The 16416-nt window shown below is 68.3% G+C and carries 14 protein-coding genes; 1 reads left to right on the forward strand and 13 read right to left on the reverse strand.

Going from position 1 to position 16416, the window contains the following annotated elements:
- Positions 1-2: 2 nt before the first annotated feature.
- The 11 genes from C3E87_RS02775 to C3E87_RS02825 form a co-directional block, all read right to left on the reverse strand.
- The gene (locus C3E87_RS02775; protein WP_076059525.1) at positions 3-830 is read right to left on the reverse strand and encodes a shikimate dehydrogenase; all 828 of its coding nucleotides are present in this window, start codon (positions 828-830) and stop codon (positions 3-5) included.
- Entirely contained in the window at positions 827-1960 is a 1134-nt protein-coding gene (gene mltG / locus C3E87_RS02780) for an endolytic transglycosylase MltG (protein WP_083665345.1), read from the reverse strand. The genes C3E87_RS02775 and mltG overlap by 4 nt, the downstream gene beginning before the upstream one ends.
- Positions 1957-2418, reverse strand: a complete 462-nt coding sequence (gene ruvX / locus C3E87_RS02785; protein WP_076058963.1) for a Holliday junction resolvase RuvX — start codon at positions 2416-2418, stop codon at positions 1957-1959. The genes mltG and ruvX overlap by 4 nt, the downstream gene beginning before the upstream one ends.
- Positions 2411-5062 (reverse strand): alanine--tRNA ligase, encoded by a 2652-nt coding sequence (alaS, locus tag C3E87_RS02790; RefSeq protein ID WP_076058965.1) that lies wholly within the window; start codon positions 5060-5062, stop codon positions 2411-2413. The genes ruvX and alaS overlap by 8 nt, the downstream gene beginning before the upstream one ends.
- A 25-nt stretch (positions 5063-5087) precedes the next feature.
- A complete protein-coding gene (locus C3E87_RS02795; protein WP_076058968.1) occupies positions 5088-5324 on the reverse strand; it encodes a hypothetical protein in 237 nt (78 codons plus the stop codon).
- Positions 5321-5701, reverse strand: a complete 381-nt coding sequence (locus C3E87_RS02800; protein WP_233120669.1) for a DUF948 domain-containing protein — start codon at positions 5699-5701, stop codon at positions 5321-5323. Before C3E87_RS02800 ends, C3E87_RS02795 begins: the two co-directional genes overlap by 4 nt.
- Positions 5702-5722: 21 nt before the next feature.
- Entirely contained in the window at positions 5723-7084 is a 1362-nt protein-coding gene (locus tag C3E87_RS02805; RefSeq protein ID WP_076058970.1) for a replication-associated recombination protein A, read from the reverse strand.
- A gap of 9 nt (positions 7085-7093) precedes the next feature.
- The gene (gene aspS, locus C3E87_RS02810; RefSeq protein WP_076058973.1) at positions 7094-8905 is read right to left on the reverse strand and encodes an aspartate--tRNA ligase; all 1812 of its coding nucleotides are present in this window, start codon (positions 8903-8905) and stop codon (positions 7094-7096) included.
- 79 nt (positions 8906-8984) lie between these two features.
- Positions 8985-9608 (reverse strand): NADPH-dependent F420 reductase, encoded by a 624-nt coding sequence (locus tag C3E87_RS02815; protein WP_076058976.1) that lies wholly within the window; start codon positions 9606-9608, stop codon positions 8985-8987.
- 8 nt (positions 9609-9616) lie between these two features.
- Entirely contained in the window at positions 9617-10951 is a 1335-nt protein-coding gene (gene hisS, locus C3E87_RS02820) for a histidine--tRNA ligase (RefSeq protein WP_076058978.1), read from the reverse strand.
- A gap of 13 nt (positions 10952-10964) precedes the next feature.
- On the reverse strand, positions 10965-11636 hold the full coding sequence (locus C3E87_RS02825; protein ID WP_076058981.1) for an MBL fold metallo-hydrolase: 672 nt from the start codon (positions 11634-11636) through the stop codon (positions 10965-10967).
- A 30-nt stretch (positions 11637-11666) separates the two neighbouring features.
- Between C3E87_RS02825 and C3E87_RS02830 the strand changes: the two genes are divergently transcribed.
- Entirely contained in the window at positions 11667-12911 is a 1245-nt protein-coding gene (locus C3E87_RS02830; protein ID WP_076058984.1) for a DUF349 domain-containing protein, read from the forward strand.
- A 93-nt stretch (positions 12912-13004) separates the two neighbouring features.
- Here C3E87_RS02830 and C3E87_RS02835 read toward each other — a convergent pair whose 3' ends face one another.
- Complete coding sequence (locus C3E87_RS02835; RefSeq protein WP_076058986.1) at positions 13005-15278, reverse strand: bifunctional (p)ppGpp synthetase/guanosine-3',5'-bis(diphosphate) 3'-pyrophosphohydrolase; 2274 nt, start codon at positions 15276-15278, stop codon at positions 13005-13007.
- Positions 15279-15326: 48 nt separating this feature from the next.
- On the reverse strand, positions 15327-16412 hold the full coding sequence (locus tag C3E87_RS02840; protein WP_076058989.1) for a TrkA family potassium uptake protein: 1086 nt from the start codon (positions 16410-16412) through the stop codon (positions 15327-15329).
- Positions 16413-16416: the final 4 nt, after the last annotated feature.

Below are 16416 nucleotides of genomic sequence, written 5' to 3' on the forward strand. Positions count from 1 at the left end.
TGTCAGAGAAGGGAGCGCCTCTTGAGTTCCCGACCGGCTGCCGAACGGCAGTCCTCGAACGTCACACGGTGCCCGGTGAGCAGGAAGAACTGGTCCACCGCCTGACCGGCCAGGAGGTCAAGGCCGTTGAGCGAGAACCGGCCGGCTTCCCGGGCCGCGAGCCCGAGCGGCGTCGGCCAGGGGTCGTAGACCGCATCGAAGACGACCGTGGCCTCCGCGGCCAGTTTCGTCGCGTGCTCGGCCGTGGCCGGGGCCGGGATGGTGCTGGCCACGAGGTCGACGGGCCCGACGCTCTCCCCCAGCAGGCTGACCTCGGCGTGCAGCCCGAGGGTACGGGCCAGCTCCAGGATCGGCGCCGCCCGCTCCGGCCTCCTGGCCAGCACGATGATCTCCCTGGTCTTGAGCCCCGCGAGGGCGAGCACCAGCGACCGCGCCGTGGCGCCGTTGCCGAGGATGGCCGCCGTGCGGGGCGTCCCCAGGCGGTGCGCCCGCCACGCCCGGACGAAGCCGGGCACGTCGGTGTTGTAGACCTTGGGCTGAGCCCCGAAGACGAGGGTGTTGCCGCCGCCCACCAGCCGGGTGGGTTCGTCGGCCTCCCCGTAGGCCAGCACTGCCTCCTTGTGCGGGGCGGTGACGCTGAGACCGGCCCAGGCCGGGTCGTCGAGGCGGGACCGCACGAAGCCGTCGAGTTCCGCGGGCGTGACGGTGACGGCGTCGTAGCGCCACACGAGGCCGTTGGCCCGGTAGCCGGCACGGTGGATGGCCGGCGACAACGAATGTTCGGCCGGGTCGCCGATGACGGCGGCCCGGTAGCGCCCTCCGGCGCTCATCCGCTGCAGCGGCCGGTGTTGGCCTGGCACCAGGCCTGGAACTCGGCCTGGTTGGCCTGGTGCTCCTCCAGGGTGGCGGCGAACTTCGTCTCGCCGGTGTCCAGGTTGACCGTCACGAAGAAGAGCGCGTCGGTGTCTGCCGGGTTGAGCGCGGCGAGGAGGGCAGATTCGCCGGGGTTGCTGATGGGGCCCGGCGGGTAGCCCTTGTGCACATAGGTGTTGTATGGCGACGGGTTCTGGCGTTCCTCGGCCGTGGTGGTGACCGTGTCCCACCTCTGCACTGCGTAGTGGACGGTGGAGTCCATCTGCAGCGGCATGCCGGCGTTGATGCGGTTGTAGATCACGCGCGCCACCATCGGCTGGTCCTTGGCGCTGCTGACCTCTGCGGCGATGATCGACGCGGTGGTGACGATGTTGCGAGGGGTGACGCCCAGCGCCTGCGCGCCCTCCTCCAGCTTGATCTTGTCCGCCACGCGGTTGAACTGCGACACCTGGGTGGCGATCAGGTACGAGGCGACCGCCGGCTCCCCCACCTGGTAGGTGGACGGGAACAGGAAGCCCTCCAACTGGCCGTTGGCATAACCGGGCAGCGGGTAGATGGTGGGATCTGCTGCCGCGGCCTCCATGTCGGCGTAGGTCAACCCGATCACGGAGTTGGCCGGCCGTTCCATGATCTGCCACTGCCTGACGGACACGGTGCCTTCGGGGAAGGTCACCATCAGGCGCTCCACGTTCTCCGGATCCAGCAGCATCCTGAACGCCGTCTCAGCCGGCAGTTCCTTCTTCAGGTTGAAGCGCCCTGCCTGGAGCTGGTCCGACTCGCCGCTGCGCGTGGCCACCTGGCGGAAGGTGCGGGTGGACTTGATGACACCGGCCTCGCGCAGGATCTCGCCGATCTGGGTGATGCTCGCGCCTCGGGGGATGACGATCTGGACGTCGTCCTTGCCCTCCCCCATGTAATCCTCGGCGGTGCGCCAGGACACGTAGGCGTCGTTGGCCTTCGAGTACACGAACCACCCGCCGCCGATGAGCACCGCCAGCGACAGCAGCACCGCAAAGGCGCTGCGCGCCGTGTAACCCAGGCGGCGCCAATTGAGACGACCGTCGTTATCGGTGAACTTCGCGTTCACTCTGCCTCCAGCTCTACAGATTCTCCGACCGGGTGTCCCGTTCGCCCTTCGGCGTCGAGGGCCCGCTGCAGGATCTCCACGGCCGCAGCCTGGTCGATGACCCTGCGCTGCTGCTTGGCGCGACGACCTGCGTCGCCCAGACTACGGGATGCCGACGCGGTGCTCATTCTCTCGTCGACGAGCAGCACCGGTGTCGCCGGGATCACCCGGGCGAGCTGAACTGCCTTCTCCACGACGAACTGCGCGGCGAAGCTGCGCTCACCGGCGAGGGTGAGAGGGAGCCCCACGTAGACGACCCCGGGCTCGTACTCCGCCACGATGGCCGCCAGTCGCTGCATCTCGCCGGGGCCGGCCGGCACGGTCTCGACCGGGTAGGCGAAGGAGACCCCGGCGTTGCACGCCGCGACCCCGATCCTCGCCTTGCCCCAGTCGATCCCGAGGCGCGCACCCTCAGGCACGCTCCTCCAGCGCCGTGCGGACAGCAGCGATGGCCTGCGGGCCGGCGGATGCGTCGGTTCCGCCGCCCTGGGCCAGGTCGTCCTTGCCGCCGCCCTTGCCGCCCATTGCTGCGCACGCGACCGAGATCAGGCGACCGGCGCCGAGCCCCAGACCGCGAGCGGCCTCATTGGTGGCCACGATCGCCGTCGGCTTGTCTGCGCCACCGATCAGCGCGACCACGCCTGGCCCGCTCCCGAGCCGCTCGCGCAGGTCGAGCGCCAGGGTGCGCAGCTCGTTGCCGCCCACCCCGGGCGTCTCCACGCCGAGGTAACGGACGCCGTTGACATCCACCGCCCGGTCCACGAGCGAGGCGGCGCCGGCGAGCAACTTCTCGGACTGGAGCTTGGCGATCGCCTTCTCCGCATCCTTGAGTTGGGCCACCATCTTCTCGACCCGCTCCACGAGGTTGTCCGGGCGCACCCGCAGGGCGTCGGTCAGCTGGTTGACGAGCGCGCGCTCAGCCGCGAACTTGGCGAACGCATCCGTGCTCACCAGCGCCTCGACGCGGCGCACCCCCGAGCCGATCGACGACTCGCTGAGCAGGTTGAGCACACCGATCTCCGCGGTGTTGGCGACGTGGGTGCCACCGCACAGTTCACGCGACCACGGCCCCGCGAGCTCGACCATGCGGACGACCGGCGGGTACTTCTCGCCGAACATCGCCATGGCACCGAGCGCCTTGGCGTCCTCCAGCTTCATCTCCTGGGCGCTCACGGCGTAGTTGGCGATGATCGCCTCGTTGGCCTTGGCCTCCACCTCCGCCTTGAGCTGGTCCGACAAGCCCTTCGGCGACGAGAAGTCGAAGCGCATGTAGCCGGGCTTGTTGTACGAGCCCGCCTGCGTCGCGTTGGAGCCCACCAGTTCGCGCAGGGCGGCGTGCACGATGTGCGTGGCGGTGTGCGCCTGGCAGGCACCGTGGCGCGCTGCGGCGTCGACGCGGGCATCAACCTGCGCACCGAGCGGGAGTTCGCCCAGCACCTCTACCCGGTGCACGACCAGGCCGGGCACGGGACGCTGCACATCGATCACGTCCAGCGAGAAACCGTCGCCGACGATGGTGCCGCGGTCTGCATCCTGGCCGCCGGCCTCCGCGTAGAACGGGGTCTCCTTCAGCACGATCTCGACGGTGGTGCCGTCCGTGGCCCGGTCCACGTTCACGCCGTCGACGATGATGCCGCGCACACTGGTGGCCACGGAGAGGTCCGTGTAGCCGAGGAAGGGCACCTCACCCTTCTCGCGGAGCTGGCGGTAGGCCTCGACCGAGGCGGCCCCGCCCTTCTTCGCCTTGGAATCCGCGCGGGCGCGTTCCTTCTGCTCCTTCATGAGCTCGTCGAACTTGGCGCGGTCCACAGAGAGGCCGGCCTCACTGGCCATCTCCATGGTGAGGTCGATCGGGAAACCGTACGTGTCGTGCAGCTGGAAGGCCTTGTCACCGGGCAGCGTGGTGACGGCGGACTTCTTCACCTCGCCGACGGCGGTGTCGAACATGACCGTGCCGGACTGCAGGGTGCGACGGAAGGACTCCTCCTCCGCGTAGGCGGACTGGGACACGCGGCCCCATGCCTCTTCGATCTCCGGGAAGGACCCGAGCATGGCGGCCTTGGACACGGGCAGCAGTTCCTGCAGCACCGGGTCACCCACGCCGAGGAGGCGCATGGCGCGCACGACGCGGCGCAGGAGGCGACGCAGCACGTAGCCGCGCGCCTCGTTGCCGGGGGTCACGCCGTCGGTCATCAGCATGAGGCCGGAGCGCACGTGGTCTGCCACGACGCGGAACCGGACGTCGTCCACGTCCGAAGCGCCATAGGCCTTGCCTGAGAGCTCGGCCGCCTTGGCGATGACGGGGTACACCTCGTCGATCTCGTACATGTTCGCCACCCCCTGTTTCAGGTAGGCGACGCGTTCGAGGCCGGAGCCGGTGTCGATGTTGCGGTGTGGCAAGGGTCGCAGGACGTCGAAGTCGTCCTTGCGGCGCACCGCGGAGAGCTCCTCCTGCTGGAACACGAGGTTCCAGATCTCGAGGAAGCGGTCCTCGTCTGCCTCGGGGCCGCCGTCGGGGCCGAACTCCGGCCCGCGGTCGATGTAGATCTCCGAGCAAGGCCCACCGGGGCCGGGAACGCCCATGTGCCAGTAGTTGTCCTTGAGCCCGCGCTCCTGGATGTGTTCGCGCGGGATGCCCACCTCGCGCCAGAGGTCGATGGTCTCCTGGTCACCGTAGAGCGCGGTCACCCATACCTTGTCCGGGTCGAAGCCCCATCCGCCGTCGGCCTCGGAGCCCGTCACCAGGTCCCACGCGTACCGGATGGCGCCTTCCTTGAAGTAGTCGCCGAACGCGAAGTTGCCCAGCATCTGGAAGAAGGTGCCGTGCCGGGTGGTCTTGCCCACCTCGTCGATGTCGAGCGTGCGCACGCACTTCTGCGAGCTCACGGCGCGCTTGTACGGCGCGGGCTCGTCGCCCAGGAAGTAGGGCTTGAACGGCACCATGCCCGCGTTCACGAACAGCAGTGTGGGGTCGTTGTACAACAGCGATGCGCTGGGGACCTTGGTGTGGTCCCGCGCCGCGAAGAAGTCGACGAACCGGCTCCGGATATCGGAGGTCTTCATAAGTGTGGTTCCTTGAAAGTGGAGATCAGTTGGAAGGTGTTTCGGGGAGGTCGAGCTCGCGACGCAACTCGGCTTCGCGCTCGGCCATGGCGCGGCGGAAAGTGGCCATGAAGTCGCCGAAGCCGGCGGCCGTCTCGTGCCCCTTCTTCTCGACCTGCTCGGCCATCCCGCGCGGCGTGAGCTTGTGCAGCAGTTCCCGGCCCCGCAGCATCACGAAGATGGTCAGGCCGATCCCCAGGAGCATCCAGAAGAGCCGGCTCACTTCCTGCGCCCCTTGAGTGCCTTCCGCACGCCGTAGCTGAACGCGGCGGTCTTCACCAGTGGGCCGCCCAGGGTGGCGGCGAACAGCGTCGACAGCTGCGCGGCGTTTTCGCTCACGACGGTGGCGTGCCCGGTGACCTTGGCGGCGTCCTCCGTCACGACCCCGAGCTTCAGCAGCTCGGTGTTCGTGGTGGCCACGGTGCTCTTGAGTTCCTGCAGCACCGGCACGGAGTTGTGCCCGATGTCGCGGACGGCGAGACGCACCTCGTCGAGGGCGCGCCCGGCCTTGAGCAGCGGTACTGCGGCCAGGGCCACGAATACGCAGGCCGCGATCGCCGCGATCAGGCCTGCAACCTCTCCAACAGTCATGAGCGTCATGGGCGTAACTCTAGCCGACCATCATCCTTCGCCCAGCAGCGCGCGCAGCGCAGCGACGCGCTCGGCGATGGCAGCCTCCTGGCCGTGGTCCGTGGGGTGGTAGTACTCGGTTCCGACGAGGTCCTCCGGCAGGTAGACCTGAGGCGCCACGCCGTGCGGGTAGTCATGGGCGTACTTGTAACCCTTGCCGTGGCCGAGCTTCTCAGCGCCGGCGTAGTGCGCGTCGCGCAGATGGGGCGGCACGAGACCGCCCTTGCCCTGCCTGATGTCGGCGATGGCGGCGTTGATCGCCGCGTACGCCGCGTTCGACTTGGGCGCCGTGGCGGCCGCGACGGTGGCGTGGGCCAGCGTGATGCGCGCCTCGGGCATGCCGAGCAGTTGCACTGCCTGGGCCGCGGCCACGCAGGTCTGCAGCACCCCGCTGGCGGCCATGCCGATGTCCTCGCTGGCCGAGATCATCAGGCGTCGCGCGATGAAGCGGGGGTCCTCCCCCGCCTCGAGCATCCGCGCCAGGTAGTGCAGGGCAGCGTCCACGTCGGAGCCGCGGACGGACTTGATGAACGCCGAGATGATGTCGTAGTGCTGGTCGCCGTCCTTGTCGTAGCGCACCGCGGCGCGGTCGGCCGACGACTCCACCGAGGCCACGTCGATCAGCGCCCCACCCTTCGCGTCTGCTGCCGCAGCGGATTCCTCGAGGTAGGTGAGCGCGCGGCGGGCGTCGCCACCGGCGAGACGCAGGATGAGGTCGCGGGCGTCGTCCGCCAGTTCGAACAGGTCGCCGTTGGCGCGCGCCAGGCCGCGCTCGTCCGTGAGGGCGCGGTCCACGAGCGCGGAGAGGTCCGCCTCGTCGAGCGGCTGCAGGCGCAGCAGGAGCGAGCGCGACAGCAGCGGAGAGATCACCGAGAAGCTGGGGTTCTCCGTGGTGGCCGCGATCAGCGTGACCAGGCGGTTCTCGACGGCGGGCAGCAGGACGTCCTGCTGGGCCTTGGAGAATCGGTGCACCTCGTCGACGAACAGGACCGTGGCGTTGCCGCGCGCCAGCTCCCGCTTGGCCTCGGCCAGTTCGGCCCGCACCTCCCTGACCCCGGCCGTGACGGCCGAGAGCTCCACGAAGCGCCGGCGGGTGGCCTGCGACACGACCGAGGCGATGGTGGTCTTGCCGACGCCGGGGGGCCCCCAGAGGAACACCGACATCGGCTGGCCCTCGGCGAGCCGGCGGAGCGGTGAGCCGGGGGCCAGGAGGTGCTGCTGCCCGACGATCTCGTCGAGCGAGCGCGGCCGCAGGCGCACCGCGAGGGGCGCCTGCGGGTTCATCGCGTCGCTCAGCGACCCGCCCCTGGCCGTGGGCTCGGGGTCAGGGTTGCCGAAAAGGTCGTAGCTCATGGCAGTGGCTCAGGAAGCGCCTTCTGCCGCCTTGGCGTCTTTGGCGTCCTTGGGCTCCGGCTTGTAGTCCACGCCGGCCTCCTTGCGCTGCTTCGGGTCGATCGCGGCAGGGGCCTCGGTCAACGGGTCGAAGCCGCCGCCGCTCTTCGGGAAGGCGATGACGTCGCGGATGGTGTCGAAGCCACCGAGCAGCATGACGAGGCGGTCCAGCCCGAACGCGATGCCGCCGTGCGGCGGGGCGCCGAAGCTGAAGGCGTCGAGCAGGAAGCCGAACTTCTCCTGGGCCTCGTCGTCGCCGATGCCCATGACCTTGAACACCCGCTCCTGCACGTCGCGGCGGTGGATACGGATGGATCCGCCGCCCACCTCGTTGCCGTTGCAGACGAAGTCGTAGCCGTAGCTGAGCGCCGAGCCGGGGTCAGTATCGAACGTGTCCAGGCACTCCGGGGTCGGCGAGGTGAAGGCGTGGTGGACCGCGGTCCACTTACCCTCGCCCACCGCGACGTCACCGGCGGCCTGAGCGTCCTCCGTCGACTTGAACATGGGTGCGTCGACCACCCAGACGAAGCTCCACTCGTCCTCGTTGATGAGGCCGGTGCGGCGACCGATCTCGAGGCGGGCGGCGCCCAGGAGTTCCTGGGACTGCTCGCGGCGGCCGGCGGCGAAGAAGATGGCGTCGCCCGGCTGGGCGTCCATGATCCCGGCGATGCCGTCGCGCTCCACGTCGGACAGGTTCTTGGCCACCGGGCCACCGAGCGTACCGTCCTCACCGATGGTGATGTAGGCCAGCCCACGGGCACCGCGCTGCTTCGCCCATTCCTGCCAGGCGTCGAACTGACGACGAGGCAGCGAGGCGCCACCGGGCATCACGACGCCGCCGACGTACTCGTTCTGGAACACGCGGAACGCGGTGTCCTTGAAGAACTCGGTGAGCTCGCGGATCTTGAGGTCGAAGCGGAGGTCGGGCTTGTCCGAGCCGTAGTTGTTCATGGCGTCGTGCCAGGTGATCCGCGGCAGCGGCAGCGGCATCTCGACACCGATCAGACGCCAGCAGGCGGCCATGACCTCTTCGGAGAGGGCGATGACGTCGTCCTGGTCCACGAAGCTCATCTCGATGTCGAGCTGGGTGAACTCCGGCTGGCGGTCCGCGCGGAAGTCCTCGTCGCGGTAGCAGCGGGCGATCTGGTAGTACCGCTCCATGCCGCCCACCATGAGCAACTGCTTGAACAGCTGCGGGCTCTGGGGCAGGGCGTACCACTTGCCCGGGTGAAGGCGCGCAGGCACGATGAAGTCGCGGGCACCCTCCGGAGTGGAGCGCGTCAGGGTGGGGGTCTCCACGTCGTAGAAGCGGTGTCTGGCCAGCACCTCACGGATGGTGTGGGTCACGTTGGAGCGCAGCACCATGGCCTCGTGCTGCCGCGGGCGGCGCAGATCCAGGTAACGGTACTTCAGGCGCACGTCCTCGCCGACGGTGGTGCGCTCGTCGATCTGGAAGGGCAGCGGCGCGGCGGGGTTCAGCACCTCGAGCTCGCGGATGACCACCTCGACCTCGCCGGTGGGGATGTTGGGGTTGACGTTGCCGTCCTCGCGCTTGTCCACCAGGCCGGTGACCCGGATGCAGAACTCATTGCGCAGGTCGTGGATGCCGGCGGATTCGAGGTACTCGTCGCGCACGACGATCTGGCAGATGCCCGATGCATCCCGCAGGTCGATGAAGGCGACGCCGCCGTGGTCGCGGCGCTTGGCCACCCATCCGGCGAGAACGACTTCCTGGCCCACGTGCTCGGCACGCAACGTGCCGGCCTCAAAGGTGCGAATCACTTCACTTGTCCTATCTTCGGCTGCATAGACGGTGCAGCTCGTCCGGCCATCGTAACGAGACTCTGGCGTGGGGCGACAATCAGAGGCCGAGGGCCTCGCGGAGCTCTGCCGCGGACACCGGCCTCCCGAAGACCGGGGAATCCGGTTCCAGGCAGCGCGACGCGGCCGTGGGGGCCTCCACCGGGTCGAACCCCAGGGAGTCGACGACGGAGGCGACGACGGCGCGGGCCTCCTCGTCGTCGGAGATGACGGCGATCGCCCTTCGCAGCGGATGCCCGGCCTCCCGTGCGTCTCCCGTGAGGTCCAGGTATCCGAGGTGGTTGAGCGACTTCACCAAACGCATCTCAGGGTTGCGCATCCTGATGAGCGACGACGTGGTGCCGCCGTGCTCCTCGTCGAGGTGACCGCCGGCCGCCTCCCAGGCATTCATCGCGTCGACGACGATCTTGCCGCCCAGCGCGTCGAAATTCACGGAATGCGCCTTGCCGAACGGGATGGCGAGGACGACCAGGTCCGACTGCGCGACCACGTCCGCCTCAGGCAGCAGCTGGGCTCCGGGGAGCACCGTGCCGATGACGAGCTCGAGCATGGCCTGGCGCGGTGAACCGGAGATCCTCACCTCGTAGCCGGCGTCGAGGGCCAGCCGGGCGAGCGCCGTGCCGAGCTTGCCCGCGCCGATGACACCGATGCGCTGCACGTCCATGGTGGGCGTCAGAGCGCCGACCCGACGGAGACCCGGAGGTCTTCGGCCGGGGGCAGCCATTCCAGCGGCGAGGCCGGGACCTGCTCGCCGGTGCGGATGTCCTTGACCGAGTCGTCGTGACCGGCGCCGAACCAGACGAACGGGATACCGCGACGCTCGGCGTAGCGGATCTGCTTGCCGAACTTGTCCGCCTTGGGGGCGACCTCGACCGGGATGTTTCGGCTGCGCAGGGCGGCAGCGACGGCGATGGCCTGCTCGCGGGTCTCCTCGTTGTCCACGGCCACGAGGACCGCGCTGGGGACGGAGCGCGACGCAGTGAGCTTCTTCTGCCCGATCAGGGGGGCGAGGATGCGGGTGATGCCGAACGAGTAGCCGACGCCGGGGAAGGTGGTCTTCCCATCGCTGGCGAGGGAGTCGTAGCGCCCGCCGGAGGCGACCGAGCCGAGCTTCTCCGAGCCCACCAGCGAGGTCTCGTAGACCGTGCCGGTGTAGTAATCCAGCCCGCGGGCGATCTTGAGGTCCGCCACCACGCGGTCCGGCACTGAGCGACCGGCCACGCGGATCAGCGCGGAGAGCTCCTCCAGGCCCGTGTCCAGCAGTTCGTGGGTGACGCCCAGCGCCCGCACGTCGTCGACGAACGACTCGTCCGTGGCGGCGATGCCGGCCAGCGACACGCAGGCCTTGGCCTGCGCGCTGCTGAGGCCGAGCTCGTTGACGAGCAGTTCGGCGACCGCATCGGGGCCGATCTTGTCGAACTTGTCGACGCGCTGCAGCACCGCCGCGGTGTCGTCGATGCCGAGACCGCGGTAGAAACCCTCGGAGAGCTTGCGGTTGTTCACGTGCAGGCTCACCGGGGGCAGGCCTAGATCCGTGTGGAGCTTCTCGAACACGTCCAGGGCCACGAGCGGGATCTCGACGTCGTGGTGGGCAGCGAGGTTTCCCTGCCCGACGATGTCGATGTCGGCCTGCGTGAACTCGCGGTAGCGGCCCTCCTGGGGGCGCTCACCGCGCCAGACCTTCTGGATCTGGTAGCGGCGGAACGGGAAGACCAGGTGCCCGGCGTTCTCCAGCACGTAGCGGGCGAACGGCACCGTCAGGTCGAAGTGCAGACCCAGCTCGTCGGCATCCCCGGCTTCCGCGTGGAGGCGGCGGACGACGTAGATCTCCTTGTCGATCTCGCCCTTGCGCGCGAGTTGGTCGAGCGGCTCGACGGCCCGTGTCTCAATGGGGGCGAAACCGTGCAGCTCGAACGTGGTGCGCACCACGTCGAGGACGCGGTTCTCCACGAAACGACCGGCGGGCAGGAACTCGGGGAAGCCGCTGAGCGGCCTGGGGCGGGACAAGGTGGCGGTACCTCTACACGTTTCCGGGCTGCAGGTATGGGTTGGTGGCGAGCTCCTGGGCCAGGCTGGTGGGCTGGCCGTGCCCCGGCAGCAGAGGGGTCTGCGCCGGGAAGTGCTCGACGATGCGCCGCAGCGAGTCACGCATCTCGGCCATGTTACCGCCGGGCAGATCGGTGCGCCCGATCGTGCCCGCGAAGAGTACGTCGCCGCTGAACACCACGGTGGTGCGCGACGAGGTGACGCGCAGCAGCGTGGAACCCCTGGTGTGTCCGGGCGCCGCGAAGGCCTCGACGGTGAGGCCGGCCACGGTGAACGGCTCGTCGTAGTCGCGCACGTCGTCGATGGCGGGCAGCGTCTCTGAGCCGGTGAGTTGCCGCAGCATCGCTGCGCCGCTGGGCCCAAGACCATCGGCTGGACGGGTGAGGAGGTGCTGGTCCGCGGCCGCCAGGTAGACGGGCACGCCCCAGCGCGCGGCGAGCAGATGGGCGTCGCCCACGTGGTCCAGGTGGCCATGCGTGGCGAGGATGGCCATGGGGCTCAGCCCCCGCTCGAGGATGACCGATTCGACCGGCTCATCGGCGGTGATCCCGGGGTCCACGATGACGCACTCCGACACGGCCTCGGAAGCGCTCACCACATAACAATTTGCTTGCCAAGGGGATACAGGTATGGGCTGGACGAGCACACACCCACCCTATCCCGCTAGATTGGGCCCATGAGCGAACAGCAAGCGCCCGCAGATTTCGGCCGCGTCGATGCAGACGGCACGGTGTACGTCATCACGGGTGACACAGAACGAAGTGTCGGGCAGATTCCCGATTCCACCCCCGAGGAAGCCATGGCTTTCTACGTCCGCCGCTACGAGAACCTGGCTGCGGAGGTGACCCTCCTGGAATCACGCGTGAAGGCCCAGGCCATGTCGCCCGAAGAGGCACGCACAGCGATCGAAACTGCGAAGAAGAACGTGGCCGAGGCCAACGCCGTGGGCGACCTACCGGCGTTGACCGCCCGTCTCGAGGCCGTCAGCGAACTCCTGCCCGCCCAGATCGAGGCGCGGAAGGCCCAGCGTGCCGAGCAGAACGCGGTCACCGTCGCCGCGAAGGAAGCGATGGTCGTGGAGGCCGAGCAACTCGCCGCCGGCAACGACTGGCGCGGTGGCGTGGACCGCTTCCGCACCCTGCTGGACGAGTGGAAGGCACTCCCCCGCATCGACCGCGCCACGGACAACGAACTGTGGCACCGGTTCTCGTCGGCGCGCACCCAGTACACCCGTCGCCGCAAGGCGCACTTCTCTGAGCTGAATTCGCACCGCGACGACGCGAAGGCCGCCAAGGAAGCGATCATCGCGGAGGCCGAGCCGCTCGCCACGTCCACAGACTGGGGCGCCACCTCTGCCGCCTTCCGTGACCTGATGACGCGCTGGAAGGCAGCGGGCAGCGCCCGTCGCGCAGATGACGACAAGCTATGGGCACGCTTCCGGGGCATCCAGGACGAGTTCTTCAACGCCCGCTCCGAAGCGCAGAACGCTGCCGACGGCGAGCAGTCGGAGAACCTGGCCGCGAAGCAGGCGCTGGTGGAGAAGGTCGAGAAGGACCTCGAGGGTGTGACCGACATCGAGGCCGCCAAGAGCATCCACCGCGACTTCCTCGCCCAGTTCAACGAGATCGGTCATGTGCCCCGCAACGCCATGCGCGATATGGACAACCGGGTCCGCACCTTGGGCGAGAAGGTTTCCGAACTCGAGGCCGAGGAATGGCGTCGCACGGATCCCGAGGCACGCGAGCGCGCCGAGAGCACCGTGAAGATGTTCGAGGACCAGATCGCGAAGTTGGAGCAGGACCTCGCCCAGGCGCAGGAACGCGGCGACGACAAGAAGGCCAAGGACGCGCAGAAGTCGATCGAGACATACACCAGCTGGCTGGAGCAGGCTCGGGAGACGCTCGCAGATTTCACCAAGTAACCGGTCCGGGAACCTCGAGGGAGATTCCTGCCACATCGGCGCCCTAGGGCGTCATGTGGCAGGATTCTCCCTCTTTTTTGTGGCCGGGTGCGCTCAGCCGGCGACGCGGAAGACGTCGTAGACGCCTGGCACGCGCCGGATCAGGTTCATCACGTGCTGCAGATGGGTGGGATCTGCGGATTCGAAGGTCATCTTGCCCGTGAACTGGCGCTGCTTGTTGGTGGTGATGTTCACCGCGAGGATGTCGAGGTGCTGCTCTGAGAGCACCGACGACACATCGGAGAGCAGGCGCGCGCGGTCGATGCCCTCGATCTGGATGGTCACGCTGTACGACGCGCCCTCCTGGCTGTCGGACCAGGACACGGGCACGACGCGCTCGGGTTCCTTCATCAGCGACGGCACGTTGCTGCAGTCGCGGCGGTGGACCGAGACGCCGTCGCCCTTGGTGACGAAGCCCATGATGTCGTCGCCCGGCAGGGGGTAACAGCACTTGGCGTACTTGGCGATGACGGAGTCGTCGCCGTCCACGAGGATCCGCGCACTGTCGGTGATCGGCCTGCGGTGCTGTTTGACCACCAGGTCTTCCGTGACGGTGTCGACGGTCTCGTCCTCGCCGCCGTGCAACTGGACGAGCTTCTCGACCACGCCTTGCGGGCCGATGTGGCCCTCGCCGATGGCCACGTAGAGACTGGGCACGTCGTTGTAGCCCAGCGCGTTGGCGACGGCCGTGAGGTTCTCGAGGGTCAGCAGCCTCTGTAGCGGCACGCCGGCGCGCCGGAGGTCCTTCGCGAGCATGTCCTTGCCCTGCTCCATCGCGACGTCGCGACGTTCGCGGGAGAAGTGCTGGCGGATCTTCTGCCGGGCCCGGGAGCTGACGACGAAACCCAGCCAGTCGCGGCTGGGGCCCGCGCCTTCGGCCTTGGACGTGAGGACCTCGACCTTGTCGCCCTGCTGCAGCGGCGTGCTGAGCGCCACCAGGCGGCCGTTGACCCGCGCCCCGATGGTGCGGTAGCCGACCTCCGTGTGGACGGCGAAGGCGAAGTCGACGGGCGTGGCGCCGACGGGCAGCGCCATGACCTCACCCTTCGGCGTGAACACGTAGATCTCGTCCGCGTTGATCTCGAACAGCACAGAGTCGAGGAACTCGCTGGGGTCCTCGGTCTCCTTGCTCATGACGCCCAGTTGGTGCATGGCCCGCAGACCCGCCTCCTCCGGTGACACGCCTTCGCGGAGGTCCGCCTTGTACTTCCAGTGCGCCGCGACACCGTACTCGGCGCGGCGGTGCATCTCGTGCGTGCGGATCTGGAACTCGACCGGTTCGTTGTTGGCGCCCAGCACCGTGGTGTGCAACGACTGGTACATGTTGAATTTCGGGCCGGCGATGTAGTCCTTGAACCGGCCGGGGATGGGCTTCCACCCCGCGTGCGCCACACCCAGCACCGCGTAGCAGTCCTTGATGTCGTGGACGAGGACCCGCAGCCCGATGAGGTCGTAGATGTCCTTGAAGTCTCGCCCGCGCACCATCATCTTCTGGTAGATCGAGTAGTAGTGCTTCGGCCGGCCGTAGACCGTCGCGTCGATCTTGGACTCGACGAGCAGCTTCTGGAACTGGGCGATCAGCTCGCGCAGGTAGCGTTCGCGGCCGGGCGCCTGCTGAGCCACCATGTCGACGATCTCGGCGTAGACCTTGGGCTCGATCGTGGCGAACGAGAGGTCTTCCAGTTCCCACTTGATCGTGTTCATGCCCAGGCGGTGGGCCAGCGGGGCGAAGATGTTCAGGGTCTCGGTGGCGATCCGCACCCGCTTGTCGGGCCTCAGGTAGCCCAGCGTGCGCATGTTGTGCAGCCGGTCCGCCAGCTTGATGACGAGGACCCGGACCTCTTCGCTGGTGGCCATGATCATCTTGCGGATGGTCTCGGCCTTGGCGGTCTCGCCGTACGTGAGCTTGTCCAGCTTGGTGACGCCGTCGACCATGTGGGCGACTTCCTCACCGAACTCCACCTGCAGTTGGTCCAGCGAGTAGTCGGTGTCCTCCACCGTGTCATGCAGCAACGCCGCGACGAGGACCGGCTCAGTCATACCCAGTTCAGCCAGGATGGTGGCCACGGCCAGCGGGTGCGTGATGTACGGGTCCCCGGACTTGCGGGTCTGCCCCTCGTGGTAATGCTCAGCGACCCGGTAGGCCCGCTCGATGACCGACAGATCCGCGCGCGGATGGTTGGACCGGACGATGCGGTTCAGCGGATCGAGGATGGCCGATTTGGGCCGCACGGCACCCAGCCGGGCCAGCCGGTGCCGCATTCGGAGACGCGGCTGTTCCGGCCCGGTCACCAACCGGGAGGTACCGCCGAGGGGCTCATCCGTCATGCTGGCCAAGTGTAGTGCGTGTGCGCACAGTGACGCGGACGACGTGGATCAGAGGTCGTCGTCATCGACCGCGCGCAGCACGTCCTTCGACGCGGGCGGCGCGGCCCGGCGCACGACGATGAGTTCGTCGCCTGTCTCGATGCGGGTGGCGGTCTGGTCGTAGAAACGGCGCAGGGTGCCGTTGCGGATCAGGCCGATGACCCGCTCCCCCAGCACGGACGACGGCGGCTTGCCCACTTCCTCGATCTCCGCGAGGCGCTGGTGGACCTCGAGGCCCTCGGCGCCGGTGAGCATGTCCTGCATGATCGTGCCGAGTTCGGGGCCGATCGCCGACAGACCCAGGAGCCTGCCGACCGTCTCGGAACTGGTCACCACCGACGAGGCCCCGGATTGGCGCACCAGCATCACATTGTCCTGCTCCCGCACCGACACGATGACGCCGGCCGTGGGGTTGATCTGCCGCACGTTGAGCGTGGTCAGGATGGCCGCGTCGTCGCGGTCCAGGGAGATGATCACCTGCCGCGCCTTCGCCACCTCCGCCCGGCGCAACAGCGAACGTCGCGTGGCGTCTCCCTGGAACGCGGCCAGCCCGTCGAGGTTGGCCTCGTTGACGGCCGCTGCCGAGCTGTCGATGACGACGATGCGGTCCGGCTTCTGGCCCTGCCTGCGAAGTGTGTTGACGGCGCTTCGCCCCTTGGTGCCGTAGCCGATGACGACGACGTGGTTACGCATGGTTCTTCTCCACAGGTTGTCCTTGATGCTGCGGCTGCCCTCGTTCGCGAGCACCTCGATGGTGGTGCCGACCAACAGCACCAGGAAGCCGATGCGCAGCGGCGTGATGACCAGCGCGTTGATCAGGCGGGCGTGGGTCGCCACCGGGGTGATGTCGCCGTAGCCGGTGGTGGTGACCGTGACCGTCGAGTAGTAGATGGCATCGATGAAGCTGACGCCGTCCTGCGCGGTGTTGTCGCGGTACGCATCATTGTCGAGCCACACCAGCATGGTGGAAATCAGCAGCAGAATCAGCGCGAGGGCGCCGCGGCGCGCCAGTTCCTTGAAGGGGGAACTGGTGATGCGGGGCAGACTGACCAGGGACAGGACCCCGCCGCGCCCCCCGGGCTGCAGTTTGGCCATGGCC

The sequence above is a fragment of the Tessaracoccus sp. ZS01 genome, assembly GCF_022342445.1.
Taxonomy (GTDB): domain Bacteria; phylum Actinomycetota; class Actinomycetes; order Propionibacteriales; family Propionibacteriaceae; genus Arachnia.

Bases quoted from the DNA above. Each gene is read 5' to 3' on its own strand.
- C3E87_RS02775 (WP_076059525.1), bottom strand. From the start codon at position 830: ATGAGCGCCGGAGGGCGCTACCGGGCCGCCGTCATCGGCGACCCGGCC.
- alaS (WP_076058965.1), bottom strand. From the start codon at position 5,062: ATGAAGACCTCCGATATCCGGAGCCGGTTCGTCGACTTCTTCGCGGCG.
- C3E87_RS02800 (WP_233120669.1), bottom strand. From the start codon at position 5,701: ATGACGCTCATGACTGTTGGAGAGGTTGCAGGCCTGATCGCGGCGATC.
- C3E87_RS02805 (WP_076058970.1), bottom strand. From the start codon at position 7,084: ATGAGCTACGACCTTTTCGGCAACCCTGACCCCGAGCCCACGGCCAGG.
- C3E87_RS02815 (WP_076058976.1), bottom strand. From the start codon at position 9,608: ATGGACGTGCAGCGCATCGGTGTCATCGGCGCGGGCAAGCTCGGCACG.
- C3E87_RS02830 (WP_076058984.1), top strand. From the start codon at position 11,667: ATGAGCGAACAGCAAGCGCCCGCAGATTTCGGCCGCGTCGATGCAGAC.
- C3E87_RS02835 (WP_076058986.1), bottom strand. From the start codon at position 15,278: ATGACGGATGAGCCCCTCGGCGGTACCTCCCGGTTGGTGACCGGGCCG.
- C3E87_RS02840 (WP_076058989.1), bottom strand. From the start codon at position 16,412: ATGGCCAAACTGCAGCCCGGGGGGCGCGGCGGGGTCCTGTCCCTGGTC.